The sequence below is a fragment of the Delftia sp. GW456-R20 genome (assembly GCF_001622915.1).
Lineage (GTDB): Bacteria > Pseudomonadota > Gammaproteobacteria > Burkholderiales > Burkholderiaceae_C > Comamonas > Comamonas acidovorans.
Genome location: NZ_LWCN01000005.1, coordinates 564,187 through 578,520, shown reverse-complemented (window position 1 = coordinate 578,520; position 14,334 = coordinate 564,187). Strand labels below are relative to the sequence as shown.

Genomic DNA, 14,334 nt, shown 5'->3' with positions numbered 1-14,334 from the left:
GTGGGTAACTTATGAATCAACGGCAAAACGGTGCAAAAAAGCGAGCCCTGGTGACCGGCGCGGCCGGTTTTACCGGACGCTACCTTACGCAAGAGCTTGAGCAGCACGGCTGGGAGGTCTGGGGGCTGGGCCACACGCAACAGCCAGATCTGGCCAACTATCGGGTTGCTGATCTCGAGGATTACACCCAGTTGCAAGAGGCCGTGCAGGCCATTGCGCCGCAAGCCGTGTTTCACCTAGCGGCCATCGCTTTTGTAGGCCATGGCTCTCCGACAGATTTCTACCGAGTCAATGTGAGCGGGTCCCGAAACCTGCTTCAAGCGCTTGCCAGCCAGGAGCAAGTCCCGGAGAGCGTGTTGATTGCCAGCAGTGCCAATGTTTATGGCAATTCTGCGCAAGGCCAATTGACCGAGGCTACACCCATGTGTCCGGCGAATGACTATGCCGTAAGCAAGTCTGCGATGGAAATGATGGCCAGGATATGGATGGATAAACTGCCCATCACAATAGCCAGGCCCTTCAATTACACGGGAGTCGGGCAGTCCAGGGATTTCCTGATTCCAAAGATCGTGGACCATTTCCGCCGTCGGGCAACACAGATCGAACTAGGGAATCTCCAGGTTTGTCGCGATTTCTCCGATGTTCGCGACGTGGTACATGCCTATCGATTGTTGGTTGAAAGCAATTCGGTCAACCAAGTGGTCAACGTGGGTTCACAAAAACTCAGTTCACTGCAGGATGTTTTGGATCAATGCATGCGGATCACTGGACATGAGTTGCAAGTTCATGTGAATCCTGCCTTCGTGCGTGCGAACGAGGTAAAAACCCTGTGCGCGGATACCAGCTTGCTGGAAAGCCTGATCGGCATCAGGTCACCGAGGCCTTTGGATGAGACGCTGCAATGGATGCTTGCATGACTTCATGTGAAAGCAGTTGATGACCTTGGATGTGATTCTGGCAACTGATATCCTCAATCCCCCTCTGACGGGGATTGGGCGATACAGCTATGAGTTGGCCAAGCGCCTGGCTGTGAATTCTCGTGTCAGGCGGCTGCGGTATTTTTCGATGGGGCGCTGGGTGAGCGATCCTTTTTCTGGTCTGGAGCGCCCGGCTCAGGAAAGGATGACATTGCGCGGCCGCCTGGTGTCGAGTCGGTTGGCCGTCCGCGCCTATCAGGCTATAACGCCCACCTTGTACGGATGGCGCCTACGTGGCAACAAGCATGCCGTGTACCACTCTCCCAACTACGTCGTTCCTCCATTCGATGGTGCTGCAGTCAGCACCGTGCATGATCTCTCGCATGTGCTGCATCCGCAGTTTCATCCTCCAGCGCGGATCGATTTTCTGAATCTTGCCTTCGGCGCCAGCATGCGGCGTACGGACCATGTCATTACCGATTCGGAAGCCGTCCGTCAGGAGTTTCTCGAACGTTATGACTGGGCTCCTGAAAACGTGACGGCGATCGGTCTGGGCGTCGATTCTGCGTACCACCCCAGATCAAGGGAGGATGTGGAGCATGTGCTCTCGCAGTGGAAGCTGCGATATCGCGGATATTCGCTCTATGTGGGCACGATCGAGCCCAGGAAGAACCTGGGGCGTCTGCTGAAGGCCTATGGCAGTTTGCCGCTGGAGCTAAGGCGCAACTTTCCCCTGGTCGTAGCTGGCTCGAAAGGCTGGAGTTCGGAAGATATACATCAGCAGATGGTCATCGCTCAGGACGAAGGGTGGATGCACTATCTGCGCTTTGTGGACCAAGCTCAACTCCCCTTGCTGTATGCCGGAGCGCTATTGTTTGCCTATCCATCGTTGTATGAAGGATTTGGCCTGCCGTTGGTTGAGGCGATGGCCAGCGGAGTGCCGGTTCTGACCTCCAGCACGTCGTGCATGCCGGAAATTACGGCAGGAGCGGCCCGTCTGGCCGATCCGATGCAGGTGGAAGATATCGCGTATCAGCTAAGGGCTTGCCTGAGCGATACCCAGTGGCAGGATTCAGCACGGGCCAAGGGGCTGGTTCGGGCCGCACAGTTTTCCTGGGATCGGTGCACGGAGCAGACTGTGAGCGTTTACGCGCGGGTGCGCCGCCAAATCGAGAGCGGATAGAGCTAGCCAGGCCGGCTCTTGCCATGAGCGATGCTCAACAGTGAAGACACTGCCACGTAGCGCACCGCGTTACCCCATGACTGGAAGATTTTCGATCTGTTGACCCTGGCCGTGTGCAGAGGTAGTGCCACCTCTGCAACATTCAAGCCTTGGCGGCGCATGAGCAGCAAAGTCCCGATGTCCTGGTAGTCGAGCATGGTGGCTTCGGTGGAGGTCGCCACCTCCAGCGCCTGCCGGTTGTACAGCCTGAATCCAGAAACGAAATCCCGCAGGCCAAAACCTGTCAACCAGCGGAACCATTGCCACGCGATGCGGCGCACCAGGCTGTTGCGCTCGGCGAAGTAGGCTACGACCATGTCCGCCTGCTGGCGTTGTGCCAGCAGCGTGGGCAGCTCCTCCACCTCATAGCGACCTTCAGCGTCGATGGTGACGACTGTCTGGAACCCATGGGTCTGCGCATAGCGCAGGCCGGTCTGCAGGCTGCCCCAATTGGTCATTGCCAGCAAGGGGCGCAGCACCCTGGCACCGCATTGCTCGGCTTCATGGCAGGTGGCATCTGTGCTGCGGTTGTCCACGACGAGCACGCTGGCCTCGACCAATGCATGCACGCGACGTATCAGGTGCGCAATCTCGGCTTCGTTGTTGCGCGTGGAAATGACAACCAGCAAGTCTTGGCGTGCTCTTGCCGGGCGTGTGTCGGGTGCCAGGCTGCGGTAGTGGCGCGCCACGCTTCGTTCACAGGGGCCGATGCTGAAAAACCGATGCAAGGCCTTGTAGCCCGATTGGCCCAGCCGCTGCCTGAGGGCCGTGTCGTGCTGCAGGCGAGCAATGCTGCTGCGCCAGGCATCAATGTCTTCAAACGGTACATGCAGGCCGGCGTGCGAGTGGGCGACTACCCAGGGCATGCCCGAACCGGGAAGGTCGGTTACCAGGCAGGGCTTGCCGTGCAGCATGGCCTCCAGCAATACGATGCCGAACGCTTCCGTACGTTCGCGCGAGGCAAGACAGAAGATGTCGCACTCTGCAAACAAGGCATGTTTTTCCTCGTCCGATACCGAGCCCACCAGTCGCACACTGGCCTGTCTGCCCTCAGGAGTGCATTGGCGTATCAGCTCTTCCAAGGATGCTCGCAGCTCGCCTTCTCCCGCGATCAGCAACTCAACGGCAGGCATGGCTGAGACCGCTCGGATCAAGGTCTCGAAGCCTTTGTAGTAGGTCAGCCGCCCTATGGACAACAGGCGCAGCCGGGTGTCGGGGCGCCAGCCTTGGCCGTGCTGCAGCGATGCTGGTGGAGGAATGGTTTCGAGGTTCAGACCCAGCGGAACGATCTCGCATTTGCTGCGCCAGGTGCGCAGGGCATTGCTGGCCTCAAGATAGGGCGGCGACGTGGCAAACACCTGCTGAGCGCGCTCCAGCAGGGCCTGCTCGAACGGCCGGTACAGCATGTAGGCCAATGCCACGGACCACTTGATGTTGGACACCACCACATCGGAGTGCCAGTGGATGACCCAGGGCACGCGCCGCGCGATGGGCAGGGTAAGTGCCCAAAGCGCCGAGTTGTTGGGCAGGTGCAGGTGCAGTACGTCGGGCTGAATGCGCTCGATGGCCCGGCCCAGTGCGCTGCGAAAACCCATGGCCATGGGCGCGTAGACCAGGTTGAACTGCACGGGCACGCGCTCCAGCCACGGTGGATCGTCCGGCTCCGGATCACCATGGACCAGGGCATGGGCATCGACACCCTGGCGTCGTTGCTCGTGTATCAGGTCGGCCAGAAAGACTTCCATGCCGCCCCGGTAGGGAGGGAAGAATTTGCCGACGTGAAGTATGCGCAGGGCCATTGCAGAGGGCCTTACTTCGCTGGCTGGGGTTTGGCCGCCGACTGTTGGCTCAACTGGTTACGGATTTGCCTATATTGCGGATTTTGAGGCTCCCGCCGAATGGCCTGGTCCAAGTATTTCAGGGCTTCAGTCAGATTTCCTTGGCCGTGATAGGCCATGGCAAGACCGTACAGCGCAGGTGCGCTGGGGTCGCGGGCTACCAGCGGTTTGAGTAATTCCTTGGCTTGGGCACTTTCGCCCATGCCAATCAAGGCCAGACCCATCCCGACAATCAATCGAGGGGCGCTAGGCGAGGTTTTCAGCAGAATTTGAAAGTCATCAAGGGCTACCTGATATTGCTGAGCCCCGATGGCTGTTTCTGCACGCTTGAGGCGAAGGGTTTGCTCCATCTGCTTGGCGCTGGCAGTATCTTCCGCAGGCGCTGAGAGTGCTTTGGTGTATTCCTGGAGTGCTTCGCGAGGTTGGCCCAGGGCCAAAAGCGCCTCGGCTTTTTGGTAATGCAGAGCTTGGCCGTTGAAGCCGTTTGATTGTGCTGCCCAGAAGGCATTCAGAGCTTCGGAGAATTTCTTCTGCTGAGAAAGCACAGCACCCATGTTGAACAGCGCATTGCCTCCCAGGTCTCCAAGTGCGTTGGCCGTGGCGAAGTCCTGCAGCGCCTGGTCGAGCATGCCCTTGTCTGCATGTGCTGTTCCGACGTTCAGGAAGGCACGGCCGCGTCCCACGGCATTGGCGGGGGCTTTTTTGTCGATTTTCTCAGCGGCATCGGCCCAGGATGTGCCTACATCCTGAAGAGAGAGCACGCGCTCGAGAGCCATGGCTCCGAACACCATGCCGATGACGATGCCGACGATGTAGATGGTGCGTGGCTTGACCCCTGTCAACGCAATGGCCACCAGCCCCGGAATGGCCACCGCCCACAGGTAGCTGCGGTACAGCACGAAGGGGTCCTGCAGCCAGACTGTGGCGAATTCCGTCACGTACCAGAGCAGGGGAAACAAGAGGCAGAGCGCTACCAGACCGATGACTCCGGGGCGCTTGAGCAATGCCCAGATTGAGCAGGTCAGCAGGGCCAGGTAGCCCAGCGCGCCAACCAGATGCCAGATTGATCCGAAGCTGAGAGGAAAGGCCGGTCGTAGATCAATGGACATCCATCCCACGTAAGGAGCGATCCACAGAAGGCCATAAGCAAAGAAAAGGGCCGCCTCGTTGAAGATGCTCAAGGGATAGATCTGAGAGGCGATCCCAGGCCGAAGGGCTTCCAGCTGCTTTGCGTAGCCCTGGGATTGCTCATCGAAAACCTGCCCCAGCAGTTGGCCGAAAAAATGGAATATCGCTGCCGAAGAAATTGCCAGCAGTACCAACGCGACGCCAATGATGGCCAGGGAGGCCTTCAGGCCCGGCCGCCGTACGAAGATATAGAGCGGCACGACCATGACAACCGTCAGAAAGGCATGCTCTTTTGAGAGAACGGCAAGTACATAAAAGACCAGTGCTGCCACATGCCAGATGGCTCTTCCGGATCGAAGGCCGCGAACGAATGCCCAGCATGCCAGCACTGCGAACAGCGTTGCCATGACGATAGATCGCTGCACCAGGTATCCAACGGCGTAGACCGCGACAGGGTTAAGTGCAAAAAGGATCAGGCCCAACTGCAGGGCTGCATCGCGCGATGCGAAGAAATGGGGCTGCTCTTCGATGTCATGCGGAAAGCGCGTCTGCGTCAGCAGGGCCTTGAACAGTGCATACAAAGCTGCCACGGTCGCGAGATGCAAGGCGATATTGAAGACGCGCTGCTTCCACCAGCCGGCTCCAAAGAGCTGTTCGATCCAGACGAAGCTGCCATACGACAGCGTGCGCTGTTTGAAATCCAGCAGGCTGCCATAGTTGCCGAAGATCGTTCCATCCGTCAGGCGCATATCGTCGAACAACAGCCCGTTGTCCAGGCCGGGCAGGTAAACGCCCAATATGGCCAGCAAAAGAAGGGCACTGAACCAGTAGATCGCTTTGGGGGAGGCAGCCATTGCTTCTTGTCTTGTCTCGGATGTGGCGGAGCTTGGATGGGTTGGCCTTGCAAATGGCCTCTCATGGGAAAAGCGCAGGCAGTTTAACAGCCGTGAAACCCGGTTACTGCGCCTGCTGCGCAAGTGATGTGAGTGTTGTGAGAAGGCCCGCGATGAAAAAAGCCCCATGTCGCGGCAGGCGTGGCATGGGGCTGGGAGGCCATCAGGTGGGGCTAGTGCCCCTGGCGTTTTGCTTACAGGCCGGCTGCAGCGCGCAGCACGGCTGCCTTGTCCGTCCGCTCCCAGGTGAACTCGGGCTCTTCACGGCCGAAGTGGCCGTAGGCAGCGGTCTTGCTGTAGATGGGGCGCAGCAGGTCCAGCATCTGGATGATGCCCTTGGGACGCAGGTCGAAATGCGCGGCCACCAGCTTGGCAATCTCGGCGTCGGGGATGACGCCCGTGCCTTCGGTGTAGACCGTGATGTTCATCGGGCGTGCCACGCCGATAGCGTAGGCCACCTGGATCTGGCACTGGCGCGCCAGGCCGGCGGCCACGATGTTCTTGGCCACGTAGCGCGCGGCGTAGGCGGCGCTGCGGTCCACCTTGGTCGGGTCTTTGCCGCTGAAGGCGCCGCCACCATGGGGGCAGGCACCGCCGTAGGTGTCGACGATGATCTTGCGGCCGGTCAGGCCGCAATCGCCCTGGGGGCCGCCGACAACGAAGCGGCCCGTGGGGTTGATCAGGTACTTCGTGTCCTGCAGCCACTCGGAGGGCAGCACGGGCTTGATGATTTCCTCGATGATGGCTTCGGTGAAGCTGGCCTTCATCTTCGTGGCGGTTTCCGACTGGTCGGGGCTGTGCTGGGTGGACAGCACCACGGTGTCGATGCTGTGGGGCTTGCCGTCCACGTAGCGCATGGTCACCTGGCTTTTGGCGTCAGGACGCAGGAAGGGCAGGCGGCCGTCCTTGCGCAGCTGGGCCTGGCGCTCGACAAGGCGGTGCGCATAGTAGATGGGCGCGGGCATCAGCTCGGGCGTCTCGTCGCAGGCGTAGCCGAACATCAGGCCCTGGTCTCCGGCGCCGGTGTTGAGCTCGTCATCGCTGGCCTTGTCCACGCCCTGGGCGATGTCCTGGCTTTGCTTGTCGTAGGCCACGAGCACGGCGCAGCCCTTGTAGTCGATGCCGTAGTCGGTGTTGTCGTAGCCGATGCGCTTGATGGTGTCGCGTGCGACCTGGATGTAGTCGACGTTTGCGCCGGTGGTGATCTCACCTGCCAAAACCACCAGGCCCGTGTTGGTCAGCGTCTCGGCCGCCACGCGGCTGTACGGGTCTTGGGCGAAAATGGCGTCCAGGATCGCGTCAGAGATCTGGTCAGCCACCTTGTCCGGATGGCCTTCAGAGACGGATTCCGAGGTGAAAAGAAAGTCGTTCGCCATATGAATAAACTCCTTGGTTGCAGCTTTTTTGCTGGGCGCTGCCCAAGCTGCAGGAGCTCTGGCGAACGCTTTAGCAGAAATTGTTTAACGTCGCTCTGCAAGTTGCTCAGTTAACTCAGCGACACCCATCATTTTAATGCCATCCCTGTTCCGACTGTTTGCTGCACTGCCTTTGTGGCTATTGCACCCCCTTGGCGCGCTCATGGGCTGGGTGGCGTTCGCCGCTTCGGCCACGTACCGGCGTCGCTTTCTGGCCAATGCCCGGCAGGCCGGCTACGGCCTGGGCGCCGTGGCGCCGGCCGTGGGACACGCGGGGCGCATGGTGGCGGAGCTGCCGCGCATGTGGATGGGCAGGCAGCCGAGCTGCGAGATGCACAACGAGGAATGCGTGCGCCGGGCCTACGCGGCCGGGCGCGGCATCATCTTTCTGACGCCGCACCTGGGCTGCTTCGAGCTGTCAGTGCAGCATGCAGCGCGGCAATGGTCGGCCGAGCATGGCGAGATCACTATTCTCTACCGCCCCGCGCGCCAGCCCTGGCTGGCCCGCGTCATGGAGACGGCGCGCAACCGCCCCGGCGTGCAGGCCGTGCCGACCACGCTGGCCGGCGTGCGCCAGATGATCAAGGCGCTGCGCAAGGGCGCGGCTGTGGGGCTGCTGCCAGACCAGGTTCCGCCCGAGGGGCAGGGCGTCTGGTCGCCGTTCTTCGGCCGTGATGCCTATACGATGACGCTGGCGGCGCGCCTGGCGTTGCAGACGGGGGCCGCTGTGATCGTGGCCCGTTGTGAGCGCTTGTCCTGGGGGCGGGGCTATGCGCTGTATCTTGAGGAGTTGCCCGTGCCCTTGTCCGAGAATCTGGAAGCTGCGGTGCAGCAGATCAACGAGGCGATGGAACACACCATCCGCCAATGCCCGCAGCAGTACCTGTGGGGCTATGCGCGCTACAAGCAGCCGCGCCGTGAAGCACCTGCCAACGAGGTGCATGCATGAGCGGGCGCATCGGCGTGTGGCTGATGCGGTCGCTGGCTTGGATGCCGCTGCCGTGGCTGCGGGGTCTGGGTGCGTTTCTGGGGCGTGTGCTGTTCGTGCTGGCGGCGCCGCGCCGCAAGGTGGCGCTGCGCAATCTTGCGCTGTGCTTTCCCGAGCTGACCGAGGCGCAGCGCGTGGACCTGGCGCGCAGCAACTTCATCGTCTTTTGCCAGACCTGGCTGGACCGCAGCTGGCTGTGGGCCGCGCCGCGCGAGGTGGTGGCCGAGCGCGTGAAGCTGCAGGGCGCCGTGCATGAGCTCGACGGCGATACGCCCACCATCCTGTTCGCGCCGCATTTCTACAGCATGGACGCGGGTGGCCTGGCGCTGCCGCTGCACACCACGCGGCCTTTCACCTCGATCTTCTCCACCCACCCGGACCCTGCGGTCGATGAGTGGTTCATGTCAGGGCGCCAGCGCTTCGGCGACGTTCGCATGCTCAACCGCGCCGACGGGGTCAAGCCCATCATCTCCAGCCTGCGCAAGGGCGGGCTGCTGTACCTTTTGCCCGACATGGACTTCGGCCGCAACGACTCGGTCTTCGTGCCCTTCTTCGGCGTGAACGCGGCCACCATCCCCTCGCTGTCGCGCTTTGCACGCCTGGGCCGGGCAAAGGTGCTGGGCATGTACACGCGCATGACGCCCACGGGCTACGTGGCCGAGATCACGCCGGCCTGGACGGACTTTCCCACCGACGATGCCGAGGCTGACACGGCACGCATGAACCGCGAGCTGGAAGCGGCGATTCGCACCATGCCCGACCAGTACTACTGGGTGCACAGGCGCTTCAAGACCCGGCCCGAGGGCGAACCCTCGGTCTACTGAACGGGGCGGGACAGGAACTGCTCCAGCGCTTGCCGCACCGCATCGGGCTGTTCGTGCACGACCCAGTGCGAAGTGCCTGCCAGGTGCTGCACCGTCAGGCGCGGCACCCACGGCTCCAGACCTTCGACCAGGGCGGGTTGCAGCGCCGGGTCGCTGTCGCCCCAGAGCACATGCGTGGGCACGCCGATGTCCAGCATCTCGGGCGGCAGCCTCAGGTTGCGCAGTGCGTCGGCTGAGTCCGGATCTTCGGGCCGGGGCGGCACCAGGGGACTGGCGCCGTAGTAGTGGCAGGAGCCTTGCACGCCCAGGTCCCAGTGCTCGCGGTAGCGCTGCTGCAACTGCGGCGTGAGCCATCCGGGCAACTCGCCCTGCGGTGTGCGGAAAAATCCCAGCATGCGCTGCCAGCCGTTGTCGGCCAGCAGGGCGGGCGCGTCGGGGCGGCGCAGGAAATGCATGTACTGGCTTGCGGCCTGCTGCACGGGGTTGTCCAGCAACTCGCGCAGAAAGGCGCCTGGATGTGGGGCGTTGAGGATCATCAGCCGCTGCATCAACCCGGGATGGCGATTGGCCAGACCCCAGGCCAGTGCACCGCCCCAGTCGTGGGCGATCACGCAGGCTGCGGGTGCGCCAGGGCTTTCGATGGCGATCAGCGCCGCCAGATCCTGCAGCAGGTGCTTGGCCTTGTACTGCTCCACGCCGGCCGGCTGGCTGGAACGGCCAAAGCCCCGCAGATCGGGTGCGACGCAACGCCATTGCGTGCCGAACTGCTCCAGCATGCCTTCCCAGATGAAGCTGCCTTCGGGAAAGCCGTGCAGGAACAGCAGCAACGGCCGGCCGGGTTCGCCGCTGACGCGGCAGTGCAGATGGATGCCGTGAGGCAGCTCACGAATGCAGGTGGTCACCATGTTGCGCTCCTTGCGGGGCGCTGGCTACACGAGCGCCTCCGGGCGCTAATCTTGGGGGCTGTCGCTCTCGCCGGGCGTCGCGGCTGCGACGTCCGCCTGCGGTGCAGCGGCGGCCGGCTGGGCCAGCCCTTCGGGATGGCTCCAGTGCCACAGCAGCTGGGCCACCTCATCCACACCTTGCTTCTTGAGCGCGGAGAACATGCGCACCTCGCCACCGCCGGCATTGAGCCGCGTGATGGACAGCACCTTGGCCTGCTCGGCGCGCGTGAGCTTGTCTGCCTTGGTCAGCAGCACGAGGAACTTCAGGCCCTCCTGCACGCGCGGGCGCAGGGCATCGAGCAAGGCTTCGTCGAGTTCGGTCAGGCCCAGTCGCGGATCGCACAGCAGCACGATGCCCGTCAGGCTCTCGCGGCTGACCAGATAGTTCAGCATCACGCGCTGCCAGCGCTGCTTGTCCGTGCGCGACACGGCGGCGTAGCCGTAGCCGGGCAGATCGGCCAGCACGGCGTCGGTCACGCCCTGCTTGCCCAGGGAGAACAGGTTGATGTGCTGCGTGCGGCCGGGCTTCTTCGAGGCGAAGGCCAGCTGCTTTTGCTGCGTCAGCGTGTTGATGCAGGTGGACTTGCCGGCATTGGAGCGGCCCACGAACGCGATCTCGGGCACATCGACCTTGGGCAGATGGTGCAGTTGCGCAGCCGTCGTCAAAAAGCGCGTCGTGTGCATCCATCCCATGGCGAGCTTGGGATCGATCAGGGAGGAAGTGGGGGCGGCATCGGCAGCCGGCGCAGCAGGATTCATGGTGTGGTCAGTCTCTCGGGGCCTCATTGTAGGTTCCCCCATGATCCAGCGCCCCCCGCGGGCTATAGGCTGCTTTGCAGGCCGAGCGCGTCGCCTGAAACCGGCGCGCCCCAGCGCCAGGGACAGCGAGCAAGGGCCGCCCCGCAGCGATGCTGTCGTCCCCCTCCCGCGTAGCGAGAGAGGGGGAAGGCGCGCAGCGCCTCAGGGGGAGCCTCAAACCTCCTCGCTCCAGCAAAACCCATCCCGCGCAATCATCGCGCTGGCTGCGCTGGGCCCCCAACTGCCAGCCGCATAGCCGCGCGGCCCGGAGAGATCGTTGCGCCAGTGCTGCAGTATGGGTTCCACCCAGCGCCAGGCCTGTTCCTGCTCGTCGCTGCGCACGAACAGGTTCAGCCGCCCGGCGATCACGTCCAGCAGCAGGCGTTCGTAGGCGCCCACGCGCTTGGCGCCGAAGCGCTGGTCGAAGTCCAGGTTCAGGTGCACGGGGGCCAGCGAAGGCTCGGCCTGCTGCTGGGTGGCGCCCTGGGCCAGCAGATGCAGCTCCAGGCCGTCCTTGGGCTGCAGGTTGATGACCAGCCGGTTGGCTTCGGACAGGGGCGAGCGGAAGATGGGATGGGGCACGGGCCGGAAGTTCACGACGATGCGCGCATCCCGTCCTGCCAGCCGCTTGCCGGTGCGGATGTAGAAGGGCACGCCGGCCCAGCGCCAGTTGCAGATCTCGGTGCGCAGGGCGACGAAGGTCTCGGTCTGGCTGCCAGCCGCCACGCCTTTCTCTTGCTGGTAGGCGGGCACGGGCTGGCCCTGGCTGGCGCCGGCCAGGTACTGGCCGCGCACCACGTGCTGGCCCAGGATTTCCGGCGTCCAGGGCTTGAGCGACTGCAGCACCTTGAGCTTTTCGTCGCGGATGGCGTGGGCCGAGGCGTTGATCGGCGGCTCCATGCCGATGGCGCACAGCAGTTGCAAGGCATGGTTTTGCACCATGTCGCGCAGCGCGCCGGTCTGGTCGTAGAAGGCGCCCCGGCTTTCCACGCCCAGTTCCTCGGCAATGGTGATCTGGATGTTGGCAATGGTCTCGCGCCGCCACAGTGGCTCGAACAGGGCGTTGCCGAAGCGCAGGGCCAGCAGGTTCTGTACCGAGGGCTTGCCCAGGTAGTGGTCTATGCGAAACACCTGCTCTTCGCGCAGGACCTTGCGCAGCGTGGCGTTGATGGCCTGGTTGGAGGCCAGGTCGTGGCCCAGCGGCTTTTCCAGCACCACGCGCGTCTGCGGGCCATTCAGGCCCACGGCGGCAATCTGCTCGCAGACCGTGGTGAACAGGCTGGGCGCAGTGGCCAGGTACATCACCACCGTCTCGGCGCCGCGCGTGTTCAGCGCCGTGGCCAGGCGCTCGTAGTCGGCGGGTTGCGACAGGTCCATGCGCAGGTAGTGCAGCAGGGCCGCGAAACGCGAGAACTCCTCCGGACTGGGGCGCTTGGACAGTTCCACCTTTTCGAAGCGGCCCTGGATGAGCGCGCGGTACTGGTCGTCACTCAGATCATCGCGACCCACGCACAGGATGCGTCCCCCATCGGGGAGGGTGCCGTGGCGGAACGCCTGGAACAGCGCGGGCATGAGCTTGCGCCATGCGAGATCACCCGTGCCACCGAACAAAACCAGATCGAAACCCATGCTGTCTCCACAAGTTGATGTGTCTATTTCTTTGGTAACTTGGTTACCAAAATTTTGAAGAATCGGATAAATTATAGGAAGGTATTGAGGTTTTGTTCCAGAGATGTGTTGTCGATTTGGTAATCAGATTACTTTCATCCCATGCTGTCCGTCATTCCCCAGCCCCCGCGCTGCGACCATGCCACTGTCTGGCCTGCGCTGCACCACCATGCCTTGGCCCTGCGCAAGGGCTTCGATCTGCGCCACGCCTTTGCCGATGATCCCGGCCGGTTCGCGCACTTCAGCCAGGAGGCGCCACACTGTTTTGCAGACCTGTCCAAGAACCTCTGGGATGCACCAGCCGAGGCGCTGCTGTTGCGTCTGGCGCGCGAGTGCGCAGTGGAGCAGCAGCGCGATGCCATGTTCGCCGGAGAGCACGTCAACGGCAGCGAGGGCCGCGCCGTGCTGCACGCGCTGCTGCGTTGCCCGCGCGGCGAGTCGCCGCCAGGCCTGGCATGGGCCCTGGCCCAGGTGCACGAAACGCTGGATGCCATGCTGGCCTATGCCGAGCGCGTGAGGGCCGATGCCGGCATCACCGATGTGGTGTGCATGGGCATCGGCGGATCGGGGCTGGGGCCGCAGATGGCCGTGCAGGCGCTGCAGGGAATGTGCGACGCACGGCGGCGCATGCACTTCGTCTCGAACGTGGATGGGCATGAGCTGCAATCGGTGCTCGATGGGCTGCAGCCGCGCAGCACGCTGTTCATCGTGGCCTCCAAGGTCTTCAACACGCAGGAGACGCTGACCAATGCGCGCAGCGCACTGCAATGGTTCCATGCGCAGGGCGGTGAAGATGTGGCGCGGCATTTCGTGGCGCTGACGACCAATGCCTCGGCGGCTGCGCAGATGGGCATCACCACCACTTTCGGCTTCTGGGACTGGGTGGGCGGGCGCTATTCGCTGTGGTCGGCGATCGGGCTGCCCGTGGCCCTCGCCGTGGGAGCTGCGGCATTCCGCGACCTGCTGGCCGGCGCGCATGCCATGGACCACCACTTCCGCACGGCACCGCTGCAGGCCAACCTGCCCGTGCGCCTGGGCCTGCTCGATGTCTGGAACCGCAATCTGCTGGGCTTTGCCAGCCGCTGCATTGCGCCCTACCACGCAGGCCTGCGGCGCCTGCCGGCCTATCTGCAGCAACTGGAGATGGAGAGCAATGGCAAGCGCGTGGACCGCCAGGGCCGGCCGCTGGCGCTGGGCTCAGCCCCCGTGCTCTGGGGCGAGCCTGGTACGGATGGGCAGCATGCCTTCTACCAGATGCTGCACCAGGGGACGGACATCGTGCCGCTGGAGATCATCGCCGTGCAGCGGCCGTCGCACGGCCTGCAAGGCCACCATGAGCAACTGCTGGCCAACGCCCTGGCCCAGGCCCAGGCGTTGATGCAGGGGCGTTCCTGCGATGATGGCCATCGCCACTTCCCGGGCAACCGGCCCAGTACCTTCGTCCTGCTGGATGCGCTCACGCCGGCGGCGCTGGGTGCGCTGATCGCCTTGCAGGAGCACCGCGTGTTCGTGGCGGGCGCGCTGTGGGGCCTCAACAGCTTCGACCAGTGGGGGGTGGAGCTGGGCAAGCTGCTGGCGCGCGACCTGCAGCAGCGCCTGGCCAGCGGGGATGTGGCGGAGCTCGATGCATCGACCGCAGGACTGCTGCAGCGCATGCGGGCCTGACGCGCCTGGCAACACGTTGCCGGGGCTGTGCAGG

General features: G+C 63.3%; 11 protein-coding genes. 5 read left to right on the top strand and 6 right to left on the bottom strand.

What is annotated here, in order from left to right:
* The first annotated feature begins 11 nt into the window (after positions 1-11).
* Both A4F85_RS26550 and A4F85_RS29920 read left to right on the top strand, forming a co-directional pair.
* Positions 12-917: a GDP-mannose 4,6-dehydratase gene (locus A4F85_RS26550; RefSeq protein ID WP_063328293.1), complete on the top strand. Its 906-nt coding sequence runs from the start codon at positions 12-14 to the stop codon at positions 915-917.
* A 19-nt stretch (positions 918-936) separates the two neighbouring features.
* The gene (locus tag A4F85_RS29920; RefSeq protein WP_082848297.1) at positions 937-2,100 is read left to right on the top strand and encodes a glycosyltransferase family 4 protein; all 1,164 of its coding nucleotides are present in this window, start codon (positions 937-939) and stop codon (positions 2,098-2,100) included.
* Between the two features lie 2 nt (positions 2,101-2,102).
* Here A4F85_RS29920 and A4F85_RS26535 read toward each other — a convergent pair whose 3' ends face one another.
* The 3 genes from A4F85_RS26535 to metK form a co-directional block, all read right to left on the bottom strand.
* Positions 2,103-3,938, bottom strand: coding sequence for a glycosyltransferase (locus tag A4F85_RS26535; protein ID WP_063328290.1), 1,836 nt, complete (start codon positions 3,936-3,938; stop codon positions 2,103-2,105).
* 11 nt (positions 3,939-3,949) lie between these two features.
* Entirely contained in the window at positions 3,950-5,959 is a 2,010-nt protein-coding gene (locus A4F85_RS26530) for a tetratricopeptide repeat protein (protein WP_063328289.1), read from the bottom strand.
* Between the two features lie 233 nt (positions 5,960-6,192).
* A complete protein-coding gene (gene metK, locus A4F85_RS26525) occupies positions 6,193-7,374 on the bottom strand; it encodes a methionine adenosyltransferase (RefSeq protein ID WP_012207402.1) in 1,182 nt (393 codons plus the stop codon).
* Positions 7,375-7,510: 136 nt separating this feature from the next.
* Here metK and A4F85_RS26520 point away from each other — a divergent pair, with 136 nt between their 5' ends.
* Together A4F85_RS26520 and A4F85_RS26515 are read left to right on the top strand one after the other, a co-directional pair.
* Positions 7,511-8,362, top strand: coding sequence for a lysophospholipid acyltransferase family protein (locus A4F85_RS26520; protein WP_080649839.1), 852 nt, complete (start codon positions 7,511-7,513; stop codon positions 8,360-8,362).
* Positions 8,359-9,225, top strand: a complete 867-nt coding sequence (locus A4F85_RS26515) for a lysophospholipid acyltransferase family protein (RefSeq protein WP_016450956.1) — start codon at positions 8,359-8,361, stop codon at positions 9,223-9,225. The genes A4F85_RS26520 and A4F85_RS26515 overlap by 4 nt, the downstream gene beginning before the upstream one ends.
* Here the strand turns inward: A4F85_RS26515 and A4F85_RS26510 are convergent.
* The 3 genes from A4F85_RS26510 to zwf all read right to left on the bottom strand — a co-directional run bounded on the left by A4F85_RS26510 (position 9,219) and on the right by zwf (position 12,596).
* Positions 9,219-10,130 (bottom strand): alpha/beta fold hydrolase, encoded by a 912-nt coding sequence (locus A4F85_RS26510; RefSeq protein ID WP_063328288.1) that lies wholly within the window; start codon positions 10,128-10,130, stop codon positions 9,219-9,221. The genes A4F85_RS26515 and A4F85_RS26510 overlap by 7 nt on opposite strands.
* 45 nt (positions 10,131-10,175) lie before the next feature.
* Positions 10,176-10,928 (bottom strand): ribosome biogenesis GTP-binding protein YihA/YsxC, encoded by a 753-nt coding sequence (gene yihA / locus A4F85_RS26505; protein WP_013800744.1) that lies wholly within the window; start codon positions 10,926-10,928, stop codon positions 10,176-10,178.
* A gap of 213 nt (positions 10,929-11,141) precedes the next feature.
* Positions 11,142-12,596 carry a glucose-6-phosphate dehydrogenase gene (zwf, locus tag A4F85_RS26500; protein ID WP_063328287.1) on the bottom strand — a complete coding sequence of 485 codons (1,455 nt, stop codon included), beginning with the start codon at positions 12,594-12,596 and terminating at the stop codon, positions 11,142-11,144.
* A gap of 141 nt (positions 12,597-12,737) precedes the next feature.
* Here zwf and pgi point away from each other — a divergent pair, with 141 nt between their 5' ends.
* Positions 12,738-14,300: a glucose-6-phosphate isomerase gene (gene pgi / locus A4F85_RS26495; RefSeq protein WP_063328286.1), complete on the top strand. Its 1,563-nt coding sequence runs from the start codon at positions 12,738-12,740 to the stop codon at positions 14,298-14,300.
* Positions 14,301-14,334: the final 34 nt, after the last annotated feature.